General features: G+C 42.5%; 19 protein-coding genes and 1 pseudogene. 2 read left to right on the forward strand and 18 right to left on the reverse strand.

Annotation, left to right across the window (positions count from 1 at the left end; translation table 11 throughout):
- Window positions 1–22 precede the first annotated feature (22 nt).
- Window positions 23–2359, forward strand: a complete 2337-nt coding sequence (locus ACKTT9_RS30170; protein WP_407868883.1) for a helix-turn-helix domain-containing protein — start codon at window positions 23–25, stop codon at window positions 2357–2359.
- Between the two features lie 77 nt (window positions 2360–2436).
- Here ACKTT9_RS30170 and ACKTT9_RS30175 read toward each other — a convergent pair whose 3' ends face one another.
- From ACKTT9_RS30175 to ACKTT9_RS30230, 12 genes and pseudogenes are all read right to left on the reverse strand, one after another.
- Window positions 2437–4461 (reverse strand): alpha-amylase family protein, encoded by a 2025-nt coding sequence (locus ACKTT9_RS30175; RefSeq protein WP_407868884.1) that lies wholly within the window; start codon window positions 4459–4461, stop codon window positions 2437–2439.
- A 30-nt stretch (window positions 4462–4491) separates the two neighbouring features.
- Window positions 4492–5367: a carbohydrate ABC transporter permease gene (locus ACKTT9_RS30180; RefSeq protein ID WP_407868885.1), complete on the reverse strand. Its 876-nt coding sequence runs from the start codon at window positions 5365–5367 to the stop codon at window positions 4492–4494.
- Window positions 5368–5388: 21 nt separating this feature from the next.
- Window positions 5389–6273, reverse strand: a complete 885-nt coding sequence (locus ACKTT9_RS30185) for an ABC transporter permease (RefSeq protein WP_407873147.1) — start codon at window positions 6271–6273, stop codon at window positions 5389–5391.
- A gap of 418 nt (window positions 6274–6691) precedes the next feature.
- Complete coding sequence (locus tag ACKTT9_RS30190; RefSeq protein WP_407868886.1) at window positions 6692–7231, reverse strand: methylated-DNA--[protein]-cysteine S-methyltransferase; 540 nt, start codon at window positions 7229–7231, stop codon at window positions 6692–6694.
- A gap of 12 nt (window positions 7232–7243) precedes the next feature.
- Window positions 7244–8704, reverse strand: coding sequence for an AlkA N-terminal domain-containing protein (locus tag ACKTT9_RS30195; protein ID WP_407868887.1), 1461 nt, complete (start codon window positions 8702–8704; stop codon window positions 7244–7246).
- A 597-nt stretch (window positions 8705–9301) separates the two neighbouring features.
- Window positions 9302–10003 carry a metallophosphoesterase gene (locus tag ACKTT9_RS30200; protein WP_407868888.1) on the reverse strand — a complete coding sequence of 234 codons (702 nt, stop codon included), beginning with the start codon at window positions 10001–10003 and terminating at the stop codon, window positions 9302–9304.
- Between the two features lie 282 nt (window positions 10004–10285).
- Window positions 10286–10555 carry a hypothetical protein gene (locus ACKTT9_RS30205; RefSeq protein ID WP_407868889.1) on the reverse strand — a complete coding sequence of 90 codons (270 nt, stop codon included), beginning with the start codon at window positions 10553–10555 and terminating at the stop codon, window positions 10286–10288.
- 32 nt (window positions 10556–10587) lie between these two features.
- Window positions 10588–10950 (reverse strand): hypothetical protein, encoded by a 363-nt coding sequence (locus ACKTT9_RS30210; protein ID WP_407868890.1) that lies wholly within the window; start codon window positions 10948–10950, stop codon window positions 10588–10590.
- Between the two features lie 339 nt (window positions 10951–11289).
- Complete coding sequence (locus tag ACKTT9_RS30215; protein ID WP_407868891.1) at window positions 11290–11871, reverse strand: TIGR00730 family Rossman fold protein; 582 nt, start codon at window positions 11869–11871, stop codon at window positions 11290–11292.
- A 22-nt stretch (window positions 11872–11893) separates the two neighbouring features.
- Window positions 11894–12034: pseudogene (locus tag ACKTT9_RS30220) on the reverse strand (MazG nucleotide pyrophosphohydrolase domain-containing protein); the annotation flags it as partial.
- Window positions 12035–12209: 175 nt separating this feature from the next.
- Window positions 12210–12752: a DinB family protein gene (locus ACKTT9_RS30225; RefSeq protein WP_407868892.1), complete on the reverse strand. Its 543-nt coding sequence runs from the start codon at window positions 12750–12752 to the stop codon at window positions 12210–12212.
- 73 nt (window positions 12753–12825) lie between these two features.
- Window positions 12826–13773, reverse strand: coding sequence for a helix-turn-helix transcriptional regulator (locus ACKTT9_RS30230; RefSeq protein WP_407868893.1), 948 nt, complete (start codon window positions 13771–13773; stop codon window positions 12826–12828).
- Window positions 13774–14102: 329 nt separating this feature from the next.
- Here ACKTT9_RS30230 and ACKTT9_RS30235 point away from each other — a divergent pair, with 329 nt between their 5' ends.
- Window positions 14103–14828 (forward strand): AraC family transcriptional regulator, encoded by a 726-nt coding sequence (locus ACKTT9_RS30235; protein WP_407868894.1) that lies wholly within the window; start codon window positions 14103–14105, stop codon window positions 14826–14828.
- A 12-nt stretch (window positions 14829–14840) separates the two neighbouring features.
- On the opposite strand, the gene ACKTT9_RS30240 is transcribed toward ACKTT9_RS30235, so the two are convergent.
- The 6 genes from ACKTT9_RS30240 to ACKTT9_RS30265 form a co-directional block, all read right to left on the reverse strand.
- Window positions 14841–15893 carry a Gfo/Idh/MocA family protein gene (locus ACKTT9_RS30240; RefSeq protein ID WP_407868895.1) on the reverse strand — a complete coding sequence of 351 codons (1053 nt, stop codon included), beginning with the start codon at window positions 15891–15893 and terminating at the stop codon, window positions 14841–14843.
- A 13-nt stretch (window positions 15894–15906) separates the two neighbouring features.
- Window positions 15907–16287, reverse strand: coding sequence for a cupin domain-containing protein (locus tag ACKTT9_RS30245; protein WP_407868896.1), 381 nt, complete (start codon window positions 16285–16287; stop codon window positions 15907–15909).
- Between the two features lie 172 nt (window positions 16288–16459).
- Window positions 16460–17680, reverse strand: coding sequence for a family 1 glycosylhydrolase (locus ACKTT9_RS30250; protein ID WP_407868897.1), 1221 nt, complete (start codon window positions 17678–17680; stop codon window positions 16460–16462).
- Between the two features lie 35 nt (window positions 17681–17715).
- Window positions 17716–18537, reverse strand: coding sequence for a carbohydrate ABC transporter permease (locus ACKTT9_RS30255; RefSeq protein WP_407868898.1), 822 nt, complete (start codon window positions 18535–18537; stop codon window positions 17716–17718).
- A 13-nt stretch (window positions 18538–18550) separates the two neighbouring features.
- Window positions 18551–19447 (reverse strand): carbohydrate ABC transporter permease, encoded by an 897-nt coding sequence (locus ACKTT9_RS30260; protein WP_407868899.1) that lies wholly within the window; start codon window positions 19445–19447, stop codon window positions 18551–18553.
- Window positions 19448–19557: 110 nt separating this feature from the next.
- Window positions 19558–20820 carry an ABC transporter substrate-binding protein gene (locus tag ACKTT9_RS30265; RefSeq protein ID WP_407868900.1) on the reverse strand — a complete coding sequence of 421 codons (1263 nt, stop codon included), beginning with the start codon at window positions 20818–20820 and terminating at the stop codon, window positions 19558–19560.
- Window positions 20821–20856: the final 36 nt, after the last annotated feature.

A 20856-nucleotide genomic window follows, 5' to 3' on the forward strand; every position in this document is an offset into this window, starting at 1 on the left:
CCACGGAGAGAGAGGGAATGCCATGATGAATTGGCTCAAAAAAATTCAACACCTATTTCAATACGCAATACCTCGAACGAATTACTTTAAACGCCTCGTCTGGTTGGGGTGTATTTCCGTATCTCTGCCTCTTATCATACTTGGTTCAGCCTATTATCAAATTTCCGTCGAGAAGCTTAAGCATCAATTTCAAGAAGATAGCCTTACTTCTCTTACGCAATTAAAAGATAGAACGGAAAGCGCAATGACAAGCGTGGAATATCAATCTTTACAGCTGCTTAACAACCCTTCTCTTCGTTCCGCGCTTGGACAGCCTACATTCTCTGAACAATTTGTTACGCAGCTGGAGCTCCTCGACTATATGCAGGTTCAGAAAAATGCAAGTCCTTTGATCCAGGATATCGTATTCTACAGCAGCATGTCCGATACAGTACTTACTAATTTCTATGGAAAGTCTACGCTTGAAAATTCAACACAGCAGAGTAGTATCCAAGCCGCTATGAATTTGACCAAAAGCGAGGGATGGACTTATTTTCCCGGCAATCGCCAAAACGGATATATTTCCTATGTTCGTCAACTTCCTGTCATGAGAACTGGCCCTTTGCAAGGCTTGCTGATCTATCAGGTCAAAGCCAGCGAAATTGAAAAACTTATCTTTCAATCCGTCACTAACAAGCTATCCGAATCTCTTATCGTAATCGACCCGGACAATACCATACTGCTCCATTCAACCGATTCCTCCTTACTAGGAAAATCGATGAATGACTTGCCTCTGTACCAGAACATTTTGAATTACAATGGCAAAAATCAATCCTTTATAACAACTAACGAATCCGGCGAGAAATTTCTAACCGCAATTAACAAATCTTCGTTGGGAAGAACCTATATCTCGCTCTGGCCGGAACAAGAGCTAACGAAACAGTTAAATTGGTTACGTCTGCTTATTGTGAGCTCCGTCCTTATCATTCTCATCTTTGGTATTATCCTTACAATCGCGTCTTCTAAATTCGCTTACAGTCCGATCGATCAACTGATTCGGTATGGAGGACAATTGCGAAACGGTACTCTAGGGCGTGTCTCAGGTTCTGGAAATGAGCTGGATTATATCCGCTCAAGTTTGGCCTATTTGAATGAGCAGGCCAGTTCTCTCCAGAACTATGTTCAGAAAATCCAACCAGCCTTGCGCGATCAATTTATGATGAAGCTTCTGCTTGCAAGCAATGTCGTAAAGCTTGCCGAAGTCGAAGAGGGTTGCCGGTCGTTTCAGCTGCCTATGAGTGGCAATTTTGCCGTGCTCATTGTGAGACCGGAAAACTTGTTTAAGGAAAAGCGTTTTTTTCCCAATGAAGGGCCTGTTATTGCCTTTGCTGTGAAAAACGTCATGCATGAGTTGATTGATCATGAACACATATCTGAAGGATTCGTTCTAGGCGAGGATGAAAGGGAATCCATTGCCGTCATACAATTTAAGGATTCAGCCAATGAAACAGATTGGAATCAGGCTCTTCTGGCTTATGCGACAAAAATTCGCGAAATTCTTCGAACGCATCTATCCTTCGATGTTTCAATTGGAATTGGTGCTTTGCGTTCTGAAATTGCACTTATTTCCGAATCCTACAAAGAGGCATCACGCGCTTTGCAGCAACGGTTATTCGATGATAACCGGACCATTTTTCAATATCAAAGTAAATCAGCTACAGCAGAGAAATTAACCCTATTTAATTATCCCAAGGATATTGAATTATCCATTACGGAGTACCTTCTTCAAGGCGATCATCTGATGGCGAAACAATCACTACAGCTTTTTTACGAACGAATACGTATCTCTGATTCTTATAATACAGCCATCTATTGCTACCATATCCTTCTGTCCTCCATCATTCAATCGCTTGAAGAAATGGGCTATGGCGTGCTCGACAATCTTGGGGATAATCTATTCGTACAGCTTAAGGCTAGACAAACCTACAGCGAAGTTCAGGAATGGTTCATCGAAGTTCTCTTCCCCATTCATAAACAAATTGCAGAACAAAGCCGTAACAATTCAACGCGCAAAGCTGTACAACTGGTCTGTCAACACATTGAAGCCAACCAAGGCATGCCTTCTCTCATTGAATGCGCAGAACTCGTCCAAATAAGTCCTTCCTATTTAAGTCGATTATTCAAGCAGGAAGCTGGAATGACCTTCATTGAGTATTTAATGAAATACAAAGTCGAACGAGCAAAAAAACTACTGGAAGAGACGAACTATAGCATAACGGAGATTGCTGAAATCATTGGATACTCGGAAAGGAATCTGAATCGGGCGTTTCAACGCCATGTCATGATGTCTCCTAACCAATATCGTTTATCATTAAGGTAAGAGATCCATGTTGGCAGAAAAAGCCCACACATTTTGGGATGCAGGCTTTTCTAATGTTGCTATATACAACTGTACCACTACTGAAATTCAATTAGCAGGCATTCCCAAATATCCAGCTTCGGCAGTTTAAGGACTAGATGATTCCCCTTTACCTCATACGCAATAGATTCACCGGATATCAACGGCCGTACATCGGCTATTTTCCGGCCTCTAAGCGCCATCTTTATTTCAATGTTATGAAGTGGAATGTTCGTTGCGAGCGGCCTTCTTCCGACTCCGTTAACCAGATGGATAAGCCACTGGCCGCTTTTCTCGAACATCGACATCTGCAAGCCATGATATTTGGTAACCTCGACCATTTTATCCTCGCCAAGTGCTATGTTCATGATATTGGATACTAATTCATAATGCTCACCCAACTTATACTCATTAATGAGGGCACTCAATGAAAAGGTGAGATAAACAGAACTTCCGAGTCCCGATCCATGATGAATGCAAAGTGGAATATCGGTATGGCTGACTGGTAATGATGCTCTTTCGGGCGGAGCACCGACGCTTTCTAACGGAGAGAACGGCGGAACCAACGTTGCCAGGACGCTCGATTTCGCGTTTGACGGCTTAGTATAATGAACCTTTCCACGATGCGGGATTAGCTCCGTATCCTCCATGCCAACCTGAAGCGGATTGTTCGCTCCTTCAAAACGTAGATATGCGGCCGTTAGGTATTCGCTGACGGATGACCTACCTACTATTCCTAACAATTTCCGCAACTCCGGTTGCTCCGATACTTCACCCTCGCTAATTAGATGTCCGCCTTCTTCTACAAACTTGCTCAGGATAGCCGTGAAATCATCGGTTACCTTCATACCTTCAGGCAAAATAAGTGCCTTATATCGCGTCAACCGTTCTGAAGTAGCCTGTTCTTGCAATAACACGTCAAACGGTATTTGACAGTTGATCAATCCGTCAGCCCAACCCTCTGCTGCAGCGTCAGCTGTCCACATTAACGCTACCTGCGCTAACGTTTGTGCCTTATCCATATACATCTCTACTTTACTGACATTGCGATTAAATTCAGTTACCGTTTCAATAATTCGTTTATCCGTGATCGTATCGGGGATGCCAGTCAGGGAATGCCAGATGCTTCCTCCATGAGAAGTAATTTGAGCCAACCAGAAGCGATATTCCGCCGGCGGTAAGCCCGTATGCCTCCACTCCATGCCTGGGCTTGAGTGAACGATTCCAAGCGGCGGCGGGTTGTCTGGAATCGAACGTCCTAGCTTTATACTAAGCGCAGGTTTCCAGAACTCCGGAATTCGATGATGCCCTTCGGACAAAATATCTTGCGGTTCCGTACATAAGATATCCGTAGTTTCCATACGGGCATACAGATTATCTTTGTACAGATTGTAATATAGAATCATAGGTACTTCCGGAGATTTTCGCTTAATAAACTTGTACATTTTCTCCATATTATCTCGGATACAGGAAGATGGCCAATCTACAGCAAATAAGTTTCGGTCAAGTGGAATTTCTACCCCATAGCGATTACGGTATTTATCCTTGCAGATTTCACAGTAACAAGGCACATAATGCGGTGCATTAAAAAATATGCCATCAACATCGTAATGGCTTAACACTTCCTCGAGCACAGGTATCGCCACATCTTCATTTCGATAGCCGCTATTTAAGCACGTACTCATAAGCAGTGACCAATTGCCAGGACGCTCAGCGCCAATAATTTCCGGCAATCCCGAAGGTTGTCTTACAAACCAGTTTGGCTTCCTAAGGTAAACAACATCTTCTGTCTTGCTGAAATCCAATCTTGCAATGAAGCGAATATCCTGTTCATGACAAGCCTCAATAACTTCCTTCAGTAGATCAGAGTCCTGAGGAAGATACTCATTTACTTTATGTCCGTCTATCTTCGATGGATACCACGCATAGATGCCGCCGACATTAAATACGAGCGCCGTAGCCCCCATTTCTTTCATTTGCGACGCTAATTTACGAGGATTAATGAAGTGGGTGTCCTTAATCTGCAAGTTGGTCTGTATAATACGTTGAGGTTTATCTAACCAATTTATAACGTTTTCTACCATTTTCAGCTCTCCTTCATATAAATTCTTGAGTTAACCTTTAACCGAACCAAGCATTACTCCTTTAGCAAAGTGCTTCTGTAGAAACGGATAGACAACAAGAATAGGTAACATGGCTAACACGATAGAAGCCATCCGTATCGTTTCTTGTGGAATGGATTTCTCATCTCCGCTAGCTCCTGCCATTCCGGCATTATCTGAGTCGATCACCAACGACTTTACCAACACCTGCAGCGTCCATTTTTTCGTATCCGATAAGTAAATGACTGCGTTGAAATACGTATTCCAATGAGCTACCGCAAAAAATAAAGTAAATGTAGCAATTGCAGGCATAGATAGCGGGATTACGATGCGCAAGAAAACACCAATATCTGAACAACCATCAATTCTAGCTGCGTCCTCAAGCTCAGAAGGCATGGATTCAAGAAAGCTTTTAATAATAATCAAACTCCATGCGCTTGTTAATACCGGCCAAATCAGGGCCCAATAGGAATTTAACAACCCAAGTTGCTTGACTAGTAAATAACTCGGAACGATGCCCGCATTAAATACAAGCGTGAAAATAATAAATCCCATCATCGCGTTACGCCCTGGCAGTCCCTTTTTTGTTAATGCATAGGCCATCGAGAACGATACAATCAAGTTTAATGCTGTACCTACAACCGTGATGAACGTTGTGCTCTTCAGCGCATTGATGAAACTGCCTGTAGACAGGATATAGGAGTATGCCGACAGCGACCATTTTTGTGGAAACAGATTAAACTGCAACGGGATATACACGTCCGGGTCTGTAAAAGATACACTGAACACATAGAGAAATGGAGCAAGGCAAATTAATGAAATTAGGCTTAGTAGACCATAGTTAATCCAATCAAATATGGCTATTTTTTTACGTGCGACTACACTCATTTTTCTTCCTCTCCCTTTTCATTAATAAATGCCTTCATGACCTAATTTTTTGACCATATAATTAGAGGTCATAACCAGAATGAAGCCGACAACGCCCTTGAACATACCGATCGTAATACCTGCGCTGATCTGACCTCGCAAAATTCCTTGTGTATACGCATACGTATCGAATACTTGAGCCACTTGCATAACAAGGGGATTCATCATTAGCAGCATTTGCTCGAAACCGACGTCTGTTATTTGACCTATCCGTAAAATTAATAGAATAATGATTGTCGAACGAATGGCGGGTAAAGTGATATGCCAAATTTGGCGAAACCGATTCGCTCCATCCACGACAGCAGCCTCATATCTTTGCGGGTCGACCCCAGCCATCGCAGCAAGAAAAATGATCGTACTCCAACCTACCTCCTTCCACATGGTTTGAGCCGTGATTAATCCCCAAAAGTACTTCGGCTCTGATAAAAAAGAGATGGTTTCGAAGCCCGCCGCGCTGATCAGCTTATTGACAAGCCCCACATCCGTCGATAGCACGAAGAAGGTCATGCTTGAAACAACAACCCAAGACAAAAAATGGGGCAAATATACAATAGATTGATTAAATCGCTTGAATACCTCATGACGAACTTCATTTAACATGAGCGAAAGTAAGATAGGTAATGGAAACATAAAAACGATACCGAACACATTAATGGCTAATGTATTTCGCAGCATGATATAGAAATTTTGATCAGCAAATAACTCTCTAAAATGTTTAAAACCTACCCATTCGCTACCTGTAAAACCTAAATAGGGACTGTAATCTTTAAACGCGAGTAGAAGCCCAAATAATGGAACAAGTTTGAATACAATAAAAAACACAATGCCGGGCAAGGCAAGCAAATATATCAATTTATATTGCATCATTCGCTTGCTCAATTGTTTCCAATACCCACTAGCTGTAAAAACCTGATCAGCTCTTTCGATCTTCAACATAGGTCGCACCTCTCCTTCATGACTGTTAACCAGATTATGCTTATTATTGTACGGCCATGGGAATGAGCAAAATAGGGACATAAATTGAAAATGACCGATACAAGGTATCGGTCCAATTGAGATGAAAGTTATGTCTGTTTCTTAATCGCCTTATCGGGTATGGGCGACTATATTTCCTGTACGATTTACAACTTAGCCTTGTAAGTAGAAAGAAATGTCTATCTAACAATCGCCTATCCCGAAACCTCACATTTGACATTGCGAAACATGAAGCAACGAAAATCCCTCTAAATCGCAATAAAGAGCTGCCAATTGGCAGCTCTTTACTCTTTTTATCACTACTCCCGCTTCAAAGTGCTGTACCTCTTGTCGGCACAAACAACCCCGACATATCGGCACCCTCCAATTCAAGCAATTTTACCTTTTTTTGAATACCCCCGGCGTAACCCGTCAAGCTGCCATTTGAACCTACAACTCGATGACAGGGAATGATGATTGAAATCGGATTATGCCCAACAGCTCCACCTACTGCCTGACTTGACATGCTTTCCTTGTTCATCTTTGCCGCCATTTTTTTTGCAATGTCACCGTAGGTGATTACCTCGCCGTATGGTATTTCACATAGCATGCTCCATACCTCTTGACGGAATCCACTGCCAATGGGACAGAGCGGCAATTCTGAAATATCGGGCTTCTCGCCTGCAAAATATTTGTTCAGCCATTTTTTTACGGTATCGAATATCGGCATGTCTCCACGCACGATCACACCTTCAGGTATAGTAGCCCCGTGATACTTTTGCCCCTCAATCCATGTGCCAACAAGACCATTTCCATCAGATGCAAGTGTGATGATTCCAACGGGGGACGAGTAGGTTGTCTGATAATACATGTTCCTGCCTCCTTAGAGCGAGTTCCAAAGGTTGATGGTGGCATAACTGCGCCACGGTCGCCATGCTTCCGCCATTTTCAGTAATTCCTTTGATGTGTAAGGCTGTAATGCTTTTTTAACGCCAGCATCTGTTTCAAGGAAAGCGTCCGGCCATTCCATAGCACGCATAGCGATGTACTGCGCTGTCCAGCTTCCAATACCGCGAATCGCCATCAGCTTTTTCATCTCTTCCTCCGGCTGGGTCGGGAGGTCAAAATCAATTTGCCTCTGTACGAATGCTTGTGCCAGTTCATAAATCGTATTAGAACGTGCAGAAGTAACCCCTAACACTCCGAAGCGATCTTCAATCGCTCCGTCTAAAGACAATATATTTTCGGGTAAAGGAAAGATATGGGTCAATCCCTCAATTGAGGTTTGTATAGGCACTCCGTAAGTTTGGACAATTCTTGTCGCCAATGTGCTTGCCGCTTTCACAGTAATTTGCTGTCCCAGCACCGCCCGAACCGCTATTTCAAACGCGTTGAAGCACCCCGGTACGCGAGCTCCCAAAACACAAAGACCGGGTCGAATGTCGTTCATTCCCTGAAGTGTTTCATACACCGCACCAGGATCGCAGTATAAGTCAAACAGATGACGTATCCGTGCTAATACTTGTGGCAGTACCGGCAGTAAAGTTGCGCTCACGGTTACGCTCAATGCATACTTTTTAGGATCATGCCCCACGCGCACCCAACCGTGCACAGGTTTTCTATCAACGTTTACCATCTGCACGGTACGCATGTATTCGCCGTTTTTTACAACTTCAATTCCTGCTATTGCGCGTCCGGCCAAAAAGTTCAGCATTTCGTCCCAAAGATAGGGCGGACGATAGCTTAATGATAAAGTGATGTTGTCTTTATGTTTTTTTTCTTCTGCCTTCCGTTTTCGTAAAGCCGTAGGCGAAAGTTTGTACTGTTTTTTAAAAAGGCCGTTGAAACGACGCAAGCTGCCGAAGCCCGCCGCCATCGCAACTTCCAGTACCGACAAATCTGTATCTGTGAGCAGGTTTTTGGCCAGCAGCAATCTGCAGGTTTGCAAATACTGAATCGGCGACACCTGATATTCTGCTGTAAAAACGCGCCGCAAATGTCGGTCCGTACAACCAAGTCGCCCGGCTATTTCTTCTAAACTTTGCCCGCTACCGCTGCTTTCTTCTAACATTCTTGCTGCTCGATAAACTAAATTAGCTGTAGCGTCGGTGATGGAAGTGCCAGGAGCAAGTTCCGGCCTGCATAAAAGGCATGGGCGATATCCCGCCTGCTCCGCTGACGCCGCAGTCACATAAAAAGTGCAGTTTTCCGGCTTCGGCTGCTTAGCCCGGCACACAGGACGGCAATAAATTCCCGTAGACGATACGCCTACAAAAAAGCGTCCGTCGAAACGTGCATCCTTTGCCTTGAATGCTGCATACAGAGCATCTTTGTTATCCGTCATCTGGTCACCCCTCTCCTGACCTATTTTTATTATATCATGTTGTCCCAAAAGGTCTGGCCATTTTCGGACATGGTTTTTGAGGAGATACTATGACGATAACGCCAAGCCACACCTCCACATTGAGCAAGGAGAGATGACGAACTTAAGCAGATTAGGATGACTGTCGTGAAGTATACGACAAAGCTAAATGCGTTTCATCTTGATCAACTATCCTCTCGTACCTTTAACGAAACCAGGGAGCAGCTACCGCGTGACGAGCTGCACGCAATCCATCCATGTTAGTCTAACGAGTAATATAATTGGCTTATGAATATTTTAATTAGCACAATGACAAAAGCTGCGAGCCAACCGAAAAAGAAAAGACCTAAACACGCACTAAACATTTGTTTCCCGAAACTTCTTGTTTTATCTGATATCTTGATCGTTAAGATATAACCTATAAATATTAAAAAGAATAAAGTCCAAAAGATACTCTGGAATAAATAGATGGCGCCACCGAATAAAAATGATGCTAGGATAAAATAAATTATCGATTTTTTCTTGTTCATTGTTCACCCTTTGATGTTTTTATGGCTAAATCTCCCACGGTGTATCTCATTAACTAGGATTGCTCAGTCGGAAGTAGCTCAATTGATTTATATATAAGTTTTGTTTATTTGGTAATTCCATATCTCTATGAAAGTGACCAAAATACCACTTTTTATAAGATAACCGTTCTTGTATTTGCTCAAAGTAATCACTTAACTGATCCTTATGAATACCCGAATGCTTAGATTCATTCAATGTATGCAAAGTTGATGTAGGGCACATATGCGTAATTACAAAGTCAACCTCCCAATTATGCTGCTCTAAATTCTTTATTCCTTCATTGTACTCTTCTAGTGATGGCATCTCTTCTGGCCACCAATTAATATTCTCTTTTCGATACTCTTTATCATGAGATTGAGCTCCTCCAAAAGTAAATATCTTATATCCCTTAATAGTAAAAATCTGTCCTCGCATTAAATGTATAATGCTTTCATTTATTCGATGTACGTTTCCACCATTCCAACACTCCACAGGGTAAGTATTAAGCAACTGGAAATTCTCATGATTTCCGTCAATAAATAAAGTCCTAAAGTTTTTTCGAGCTAACCATTTCCTCCAATATATTTCATCATTTTTATTGTCCCAGACAAGTCCAAAATCCCCAGCAATTATTACGAAGTCATCTTTACTTAACTCTCTATTTATAGGGAATCTCTTGGAATTCAATTTACCAATATCAATATACCCATGAAGATCACCGGTTACGTACAATGTAATTCACTTCCTTGTAGAAGTCTCGATTTAATAATTAACAGTTCATTTTCTCCATTCAACATTCTTTTCCTTTATTTCTAACAAACCTGCCCAATACGTGAATGAAAAAGAGACCCACAGCAACGGGCCGCGAGTCCAAGTTATATAAAAAAAAGGGGCTTGAAGTGCTATCGTGTCCCATTGTCTATCCGAATGTTGTTTGGGTCTCTTTCCCATGTAATGATGGCTCTAAAAGAACGATTAGTGTCCAAGTTTTTCCTCCTTTCCATATCCAATGGTTCAACCATCTTTTTCTTGTTTAACCCTTTGGGATTCTCTAAATGTACCGAGAACGCCTGTAATAAGACCGATTAACCCAAATGTAAATCCATATCCAGAAGAATCTTCAAAAGACAGCAAAACAATTACTCCGAACAGTATAATAATGACACCTAAAAGTTGAGCTTGAAGTGCGCTTGGATTAATAAAGTCCAAAAATACACATCCATAAAAGATCGCAACAGCTATTAGAGTTAGGACGATTAAAAAGATTAAGGCAAAACTCCCCATCTTGACCTCCTCAAGATTCAAATACACACCAGTTAAATAAGATTACCTTCCCAATCAACAAAATTCAGTTGATCTTTTGGAAATAGGCACCATTCGATAATTGTTTTAACAAGCCCAGGTGTGATAATACGATCATCCCAAATTGGAGTTTGTACTCTAACCCAACCTTGAAGAACTTGATTTTCTATGCCCCCAAACTCCTTACCCTGTATTACAATATGCGGAGTCTTATGATTGTCTGACTGCGCTACACGATATGAAACAATTAATTTTTTATCTTCTGAAACAATACTAAGATTGATTCTCCCATAATCTTCGTCATCTTCTTGGACATTCCAATAATACATCTTGCCGTTATACTCTAGCTTCCGTCTTCCTTTTGTTTTTACACCCACAGGCTTATTCCTCTCCTATTCATAATAAAACCTCCCATCAGTCCTATTTAATCTAGGTCTTTCTACTAATGAGAGGTTTTAATCTGCTATATTGAACTAACCTTCTATTCGCTGTGAGCGTATTTCTCTCTGTTGCTTTCATATTACTAGATAAATTCCAGAATATCTCACATATGTTTATTCAACGGTTGACTTCGTTATCCTTCCCTTTTGATCAACTATAATGATGTTGTATCGCTATTTATCCCTAATATTTCTCGGCATTTTCAACCCAACTTTAATTAAAAAACAAAGAAGCTGCCTCTTAGCAGCCCCTTATGGGCGCAACTCCATCAAAACTTAAGTACGCTGTTCAGTGAGATAAGTTTTAACCGAGGGAGCCGAGTAGGTCGAAAACTTCTCTAGAATAGCTTCCGGGGTATGCTCAGCGATGACTATCGAGCGATATTTCGGTTGCATGAATTGCTCACGTTCCATATTATCAAACATCGACACAAGTGGATCAAAATACTGATTAATATTCAGCAGTCCGCATGGCTTATTATGCAAACCCAACTGAGCCCATGTAAAAATTTCAAAGTATTCTTCCAATGTTCCAGGACCGCCAGGAAGAGCAATAAATCCGTCTGCCATATCGGCCATCTTAGCTTTACGTTCGTGCATGGAATTCACCATAATAAGCTCTGTCAGACCTTTATGCGCAATTTCTCGGTTTTGTAGAAAATGAGGGAGCACGCCAATTACTTGACCCCCTTGTTCCAATACAGCATCAGCAACAGCTCCCATCAGCCCCACATTGGCTCCTCCATATATAAGCGTAATCCCGCGTTTGGCAAGTTCTTGTCCTAGTTTAACTGCATTTTCTTTATATATAGAAGAGCTCCCTTCACTGGAGCCGCAAAATACAGCAATTGATCTCATTAGCTGAACTCTCCTTTCATTATTATGAGTAACGTGTTCCAAGCTTTTGTTTATGCATTTCGAATATATCTTCGAGGGAAATATTATATTCATTTGCAATAACAATTAGATTCCCTAGCACATCCCCAAGTTCTTCTGTTAGATGAGCTTTGTTCTCTTCATATCTTACCATATTAAGATGTCAACCGAGTACAAGTAACTTTTGACTAGTGGGAGTGACGACTTTTCTATTCAGTATTGATATTCTACCACGAAAAAGGGCTGCCATGCGGCAGCCCTTCCTCATACTAACCAATTTTATCCACTACAATAGATAGCGGTAATCTAGCCGCCAACCTCTATGCGTTATTTTCCAAAAATTGTTTCAAACGATCCAACTGCGATAAATGATGCCTGTAATGCATCTCTATAAGCAAAAACCACTCCTTGGCGTTTAGAGCGCCGAATCCGGGATGAAGAATTTTTCTGCTCTCGGGTACCGTATTCAAAGTGGATTCCGTATTTTTCATCCGCTCCACGATCCCGTGAAAACTCTCCTTCAGCTGCTCCTTACTTTCCGGTTGTTTCGGAGTGTATTGCGGTGAAGCAGGTACCCGAATCCGCATGGGAGGAAAACTCCCCAGTTCGAAGGCTCCCTTGCCCCTCTCTGTTTTTTCCTCCATAGCGTCTACTGTCTCTACACTTCCAGCCAAACATTGATCAACATTGTGCAAATGCATGAATTGTGCCGATTGAATTAAATGCATATACATTTCACCAATCGACCATTCCTCCTCGTTCGGTTTTTTTATCAGCTGCTCCATATCGAGGCTTTCCAGTTCTATTAAATAACGCCCCACTGTTGTCTCAAATGCCTGTAATGCTTCTGCTGTACTTCTCATGAATCAAACAACTCCTCATCATTCATTCTTGGATATGATCCAAATATAACAAAACGCTACTGACAATAGCGTGTCAGTAGCGTTTTAAGATTTTTTCGGCCTCTTCCCGAATCCGATGTCGGAGAGACTCCGGTTCCAACACCTCGACTTTCCCGCCCCAGCCCAGGATATAAGACAGCAGCTCCTCCGGCTTTCGGACAAGAAAGTTGACGAGAAGACCGTCCTTCCGCTCCTCAGTCGATTCCATATAATAATGACAAGTCTCAGCGATTTTGTCCGCAATTTCAGGATGAGCCAGAACCAACACCCGTTCGTTACGATCGTCCGACGGACGGTAGTTGTTAAGGTTAAAACAGTTTGGAATGAGAAAGCGATCCTCCAATACGGTTAGCCCCGTCATCCGCGACAACCGGAAATGCCGAATTTCTTGCCGCAAGTCACAATGTGCAATCAAAATCCAATTTCCCTGAACAAGCGCCAATCCGTATGGAGCGATCTCACGCGTGCTCTTCCGATTGCCGTCCGCTTCCGGCATTTTTTTCAGATAGGTCATACGTAATTTACGGCGCTCCATAATTGCCCGCCTCGCTTGTCCGAGATAGTCCTTTTCCCTCAAGCTAGTTACCGGCTCGCCGGCCTGAAGAAGTCGCATCGTTTCCCGAACGCGCATCGACTCGTCTTGCACTGTTTCTGGCAGAATAGCTTCAATTTTGCGTCGGGCCGCCTTAGCTGCATTTGCGTAATCGCCATCCAACCTCTGTTCGATAAAGTCAGTACCCATAAGCATGGCTACCGCCTCTTCAGCAGAAAACCCTACTGGTGGAAGAAAATAACCTTCCATTAGGGAGTAACCCTGCCCGGGAGCCCCAAGGATCGGAACACCCATTTCACTCAGAGCTTGTATGTCCCGATATATTGTCCGCACGCTAGTCTCAAATATAGATGCCAAGTCTTCTGCTCTTAATACTTTACTCCGTTGTAGTTCAAGCATTATGGCGAGCTGCCGATCGGTCTTGTTCATTACTGTTCCCCCCGTATCCGTCCTATCACTCCATCTACTTATTCTACCACAGCGAATTACACGTTAGCATGGAATTGACAGCCGATCGAGAACCCCTACAAAGTTATTTTTATTAAAATATTAAAAAAGCCCGCGAGATCTCGCCGGCTATCTACTCCTTGCTAACCTTTTCCCCTCCAGTTGTGATGCTTGCTGGATATCTTCCATACGTATATGACCATAAAATATTTCCCCATCTGTTGAACTTGACGATTCGGTTTATAAATGAAACAATTATTTATGAAAAATCGACACCAAACAAACGAGGTGATTATATGGAGATCCTGTCCATGCATTACGGGAAGCACTGCGTTTCAGAATGGAAATGGCATGTTCCCGTTGGTTGTCATCCAGGGTTTACTTTGTGGAGTATTTGGGGCGGAGAAGGTCAAATCATGCTAGGCAAGAACGCCTATAAATTAAGCATTGGTGATGTGTTTTTAATAAATTACAAAAAAGAGGTTAACGCCTATCAAAATGAAAATGTCAGCCTCGATGTACGGTATATAGATTTTACATTGCGTAATCCGGACATCTTGTCTGACTTGACTGAGCATCGTCATTTTGATCACTATCATTTTGTATTAGAGCTTTTTAATCGCTTTCGTTTAGCCGAAGAAAGAAATAGCTTGCCGCAAATGAAAATATGGCTGGAAGCTCTCATTACGGAATATCAACATCTAACACCAACACCTGCCGGAGTTTATACGTTAAAAATTGATGAACTATGCCGAGGGTTTCAACGACATCCGGAGCTCCAGTATGATATGAGTGAACTTGCCCAGAACTTTTCTCTTACGACAGATCATTTTATTCGTATTTTCAAACAGGAACGTGGCGTTACGCCTTACGCTTATTTACAGCGCTGCAGGCTCGAAACTGCCAAAACTCTTTTGCGCATGTCTACCCTCAGTATCACGGACATCGCAGGCAGCTGCGGCTTTTCTGACATCTATAATTTTTCTCGTTTTTTTCAATCTAAAACTGGAATGTCTCCTAGCAGATTTCGCAATTGAAGGCTTCTTCCATCATTCCCATTTGACCGGTGTGCCATTTGCTGCACTCGAGTAAACCATATCTAACATTTGAGTGATCTTAAGTCCCTGTTGAGGCGTGCAAGGTACCTCTTCATCATTAATAATGGCATTTAAAAACGCTTGCCGAACATTCGGCATCTTAGAAGTCTTCATAGCTTCTAATGGAATGTCATGAACTTCGCCGCCAATTTCTAAAAATACTTTATTGCAGGAATCGTTCCCATCTCCAACTACTCTATGCAGGACTGCACCGCCTTTGGAGCCATAAATCCGTGTTGTAATTACCTCGTTCTCTCGATTGCTGGCCCAAGATGCTTCTAACTCAATCATCAACCCGCCCGTCATACGAAACATAGCTACTCCCATGTCATCAAGCTCGAAATTCTGAATGCCTTTGCGTGCAGCCTCTTCCTTGGAGACCTTGCAAAACGTATTTCCAAGTACCCATTCCGGATCTGGATACCCGCAAAACCACATAGCACGGTCAAGCACATGCACGCCAAGATCTATGAGAGATCCACCGCCGAATATTTCTTTTCCAGATGAAAGCGGATACCACCACGGCACTCCTCTTCTGCGCTGCCATAGCGTTCGAACATAATAGATATCGCCTAGCTTGCCTTCGTCGATAACGGATTTTAACGTTTGACATTCTTGTAGAAAACGCTGATTGAAGTTAATCATCAACTTCTTGTTGTGCTTTATCGAGGCAGCAAGCATTCCTCTCCCCTCATCTGCATTCCTTGCCATAGGCTTTTCACACAACACATGCACCCCTGCTTCCATCGCCTGAATGGAAAGCTTCATATGCAAAAAGTTAGGAACTGCGAGGCTAATCGCATCCAGGTTTTCCTCTTTTAGCATCTTCTCGAAATCCGAATATCTTTTTGAAATGTTATATTTATCGCCTATTTCTTTCAGTTTTGATTCATTTAGATCGCACAAAACAATTTCCTGAACAGATTCGCTACTGGCGTAGTCTTTGACATGACTTGCACCTACAGTTAATCCGACAACACCGACTCTAAGTTTTCTGTCGCTCAAGCTAGTCCCTCCCTTATTTTATTGCTGAAGCATAGATCACAATAATTCTTAAATCTTCGGGACCGTTATTGATAAGACCGTGACCACCGTTTGCACGGCAAACACTTATGTCACCAGGGGACATCTCGTAATGGTTTCCATCAAGCTCCATAATTCCGTGACCAGAAATGCAGTAATACCACTCTTCCATAGGAGCATCACTGTTATGCTGGTGATAGCCGAAGGTAGAACCTGGCGGGATGATATCATCATGAATGAATTTGATGTACAGCTTCTCACTTGTTGACACCGTTTGAATAAGATCCTTTAGTTGAAATGGACCTTTGCCACCATGGCAATTTTGACGAGTCTCATACGTTTGTGATTTATTTTCGATAAAATCCGTTTTTTTCATAAAGTAACTCCTCTCCAATCATGAGTTATAAGAACATTTTAGCTAAATTAATCATAGGTTTGACTAACTGGATTGTAAATGTAAAAAGGCGATGATCATTTGTCGAAAATCGATGTGAACCAATTCTGATAAAATCAAAAACCGGAACCCCAACGGAGTCCCGGCCCTCACACTATTTTCTCAATTCTTCCTCGAATCTTTCGCCAGCCGCATTTTTAACTCTATGAATCGTTCCGTCAGGCTTCTCCTCCAAACTGTATAGACCGAAGGTAGCCAGATTCTCTTGAAACGATAACCCATTCGTCCGATAAGGCCAATCCACCATATCCAGAAAAGGAAACCACGTTACGCCATAAAGCTCAATTCCCTCCTCACTCATCTTCCAGCTTGCACGAATGAGTTCCTCCAACCAAGAAACGCGTTGTTCTACGCTGCCATTATAGCTGGTTTCCGTAATGAAAATGGGCTTTTTATATCGTTGATATAGATCCCTGGCAATATCGATCATATCCTCAGCTGAACCCATCACCGCGCGTGGGATTTGTCCTTGCTCGGCCGTCTCTTGGCCAATCACATTCAAGGAAAATTGCGGATAATAATTGACTCCGACAATGTCTAGATCAATCCGATTCTCTGCATACCATTCTAAATCACGATGGCTAAAATGATGATCCAATACCCACGTGTATAAAGGATGCGCCTGCTGAATGCGACCCTGTACGAGCTCCCACATGATAAACCGGATTTCATTCCATAAATGGGTTTCTTCCATATAAGATTCATCTGCGGCTATATACTTCTTTGAAGCCTCCACATGCACCATCACCGCATCGGGGTCGACTTGCTTTAAATGCTGAACCGTTAGGATGATTCCCTTACATAATTGATTCATAAGTAAGCCGAAACCTAGCAAGCCCGTTAGATATGGCGGCCAAGTTCCACTCCATCCACACCATTCCGCATTAACGAATGGCTCATTTAGCGGCGTGTAGTAAGAAGTTATTCCTTTGTATCTTTCCGCAAATGCCCTAGCATATCTAGCAACGAATTGCGGGTACTCCGCATTCATGAATTCATTCTTAAGCCATAGCGGCGTACCATAATGCATCAAGTCAATGATGGGTACTAATTCTCGATGCCGATCAAAGTAAGCCATTACCTTATCTGTCCATGACCAATCGAATACGCCCTCGCTCGTTTCAATCCGATACCAGGGAACGCCATAACGAATCATGGTAGCTCCCGAAGCCCTCACTCGATCTAAGTCCTCTTCCCAGAATTGATAATGCTGTGTAATTTCGAATTCATCTAGGACCCTCTCGCCTCTCGCCGTTTGACCGATGAATGTGTTCTCGATTCCTACAGCCCAAACCCAAGGATGTAATTTGCCCATGCAGTTGTTCTCTCCTTTTCCGTCAAATCTTTTCTCTATTCTTTCATGCCGGTAAATGCAACACCTTGAATGAAATACTTTTGTGCGAATAAAAAGGCAATGACAAGCGGTGCGGTAGCAATCGCTGCCCCAGCAGTTAAAATGCCATACTCCACAACATGCTGCCCCATAAATAAGGCAAGTCCAGCCGGCAGCGTTCTCATGTCCTCGGTACTTGTAATAATTAATGGCCACAATAAATCATTCCAGTTATACATCAAGTGGAACAGCGCCAGACTCGCAATAGCGGGCTTAGCAAGAGGCAAAATGATTTGCCAATATAGTCTAAATTCAGAGCATCCGTCTATTCTCGCTGCTTCATCCAACTCTTTGGGCAAACCTACAAGAAACTGTCTTAACATAAAAATGCCAAATGCATTCGTTGCACGTGGGACAATTAAACCCACAAACGTGTTGAGCCAGCCAAAATGGCTAAGCATGATAAACAACGGAATAATGGTTACTTGGACGGGAATCATTAAAGCAACAAGCACAAGAAGAAACAACTTATTTCTTCCTCTAAACGAAAGTCTGGCAAATGCATAACCGGCCATGGAGTCAAACAGGAGAGAGATCAAGGTAACACTGAACGAGAAAATAACGCTGTTTTTGAAAAACACCAGAAAAGGAATCCTACTCCATACATGGATATAGGAGTCTAAGATCATTTTGGATGGAAGCAAAGTAGGTGGAAAATGTACAATTTCGTTCTCTGGTTTAAATGATGTTAGCACCATCCATACGAAAGGAAAAGCGATGACGATTGCTGCCGCAATGAGCATAAGATACTGGAAATTGCGGGTTAAAGTTACCTTCATATCCAATACCCCCCTAATCCGTTTCATTGTAGTTAAACAACTTAAGTTGAGTTAGTGTAATTAAAAATACAAAAATAAACAAAATCCAAGCCGCTGACGAGGCATATCCCATATCGAGCAATTCAAAGCCTTGATGGTAAATGTAATAAACAATAGTTTCCGTACTGAACAAGGGACCTCCGTGCGTCATAACAAACACCTGATCAAATACTTGGAATGAGGCAATGAGGGAGATAATGATCACAAACAACGTGGTATGCCTTAAGGACGGCAATGTAATATGCCAAAATTTTTGGAACGTGTTAGCGCCGTCAATTTTTGCAGCTTCATATAAGGAAACAGAAATCCCTTGCAAGCCTGCCATAAAAATGACCATATTGAACCCGACATTTTTCCAAATAGCAATTAGAATAACAACCGGCATCGCCCATGTCGTATCCCGCAGCCAACCGGTCACCGAAAAGCCAATGAGATGAAAGTAATAAGAGAGTAAGCCTATATCCGGATCCATCAAAAAGGACCAAATAATCGAAAGCACGGCAAACGAAGAGATCACGGGAAGGAAATAAATCGCTTTAAAGAAACTCATACCTTTAAGCGTTAAATTGCACAATAGAGCGAGCAGCAGCGAACAAATAATACCCAGAGGGACTGATCCAACTGTAAAATAAACGGTATTTCTCACGGAGTTCCAGAAGCGCTCATCCTGCATCAATTTCATGTAATTACTTAATCCTATAAATGGATGGTCTGGTTCCAGCAGACTCCATTGATGAAGGCTTAACCAAAACGAATTCATGATTGGCCAAAATACAAATAATGATAATATCAGTCCAGTTGGCAATAAAAAGAAAAAGGCTGCCCGGCTTTGTTTTATCAAAGGCTTTCTGATCGTGCGTGTGCTTGTCATAACTACCTCCTGAACCGGGTTACTCTTAAACATAAGCGGCATGAGAAGCACCCTGTTAAACTGGTGTTTTCGCCCACAGTCCGTAGGGTGCTTTTTCACACCATTATGAACTATTTGCCTGATAAAAGGGCATCCAATTTCTTGCTTGCATCTGCCATTGTAGCTTCTACGGTACCTTTATTGTTGGTAATCGCTTGAATAGCCGGAGTAAAGATGTCGCTATCAATTTTGCTAAACTGTTCTAAGCCTGCTAGATAAAATCTAGAATCATTTGCAACCGCTGCAAATTGAGGAATAAGTGGATTCGATTTTACCTGCGCATTGTCATTTAAATCTGTTCGTGTTGGTGGGAATCCGCTTTTTGAAGATAGATAAGCTTGTGCATCCGCACTGTTCCAGAACTTCATGAACTCGTAAACCTCATCTTTGTGCTTCGTGTTTTTCCCGATAACCATGGCAACCGCATTCGCAAGCGTAGCCTTACCTGCAGGGCCTGCTGGAACCGGTGCAACTCCAAAGTTCACGCCGCTTAATCCACCAGCCATCCAAGGACCATTAATTTCCATGGCCGCTTTGCCAGATGCGAAGATTTTATCAGCATCTCCACCTGTGAGATTAACGGGAGAAATCCCCTTGTTTGCGACTAGGTCAGCCCATATTTTAAGCGCTTCCACAGTTTTGCTGTCATTTAACATGGATTTCTTATGATCGGTAGAAAGAATATCTCCTCCGTTACCCCAAATGAGAATTGGCCACATCGGAATTGTTGCATGGTCAGCGAGCACCAGCCCATATTGTTTATCAGTGCCGTTCGTTTTCGTTGTTTTAAGAATAGCATCCTGCCATTCGGCCCACGTCGTGGGAGGAGCGGTAATCCCTGCAGCTTTGAATAGGTCCTTGTTATAGTACATTAATAACGTTGCTGTATTGGCCGGCACTGCGTATAACTTGTCATTATATTTCATTGCCTCAACTAAGCTCTTCGCCATAACATTTTGGTCGATCCCCTTCCCGTAAATATCATCTACCGGAAGAATCAAGTTGCCTTTAGCATATTGCGGAATCAGCGACGAATCGAAAGAGGCGATATCAGGACCTTGACCCGAAGCTAATGATGTAGGTAATTTGGCAAGAAGTGCATCCCATGGAGAAATGTCCATCGTAACTTGAATATTGGGGTGTTTATCATTAAATTGTTTGACTAGTTCCTCATAGGCCGGACGATCCGGGCCTGTGAATCCATTCCAATAGGTTAACGTTACTTTTTGTCCAGAAGCATCTTTACTTCCTCCACATGCTGTCAAAACAACGGATAAAGTTAAAACGGATACGAACGAAATCACCCATGATTTTTTCATTAAAAAGTTGCTCATATTATTCCTCCTTTGGTTAAATGTAAGAGACCCCTG

It is taken from the genome of Paenibacillus sp. P36 (assembly GCF_045866505.1).
Taxonomy (GTDB): domain Bacteria; phylum Bacillota; class Bacilli; order Paenibacillales; family NBRC-103111; genus Paenibacillus_E; species Paenibacillus_E chondroitinus.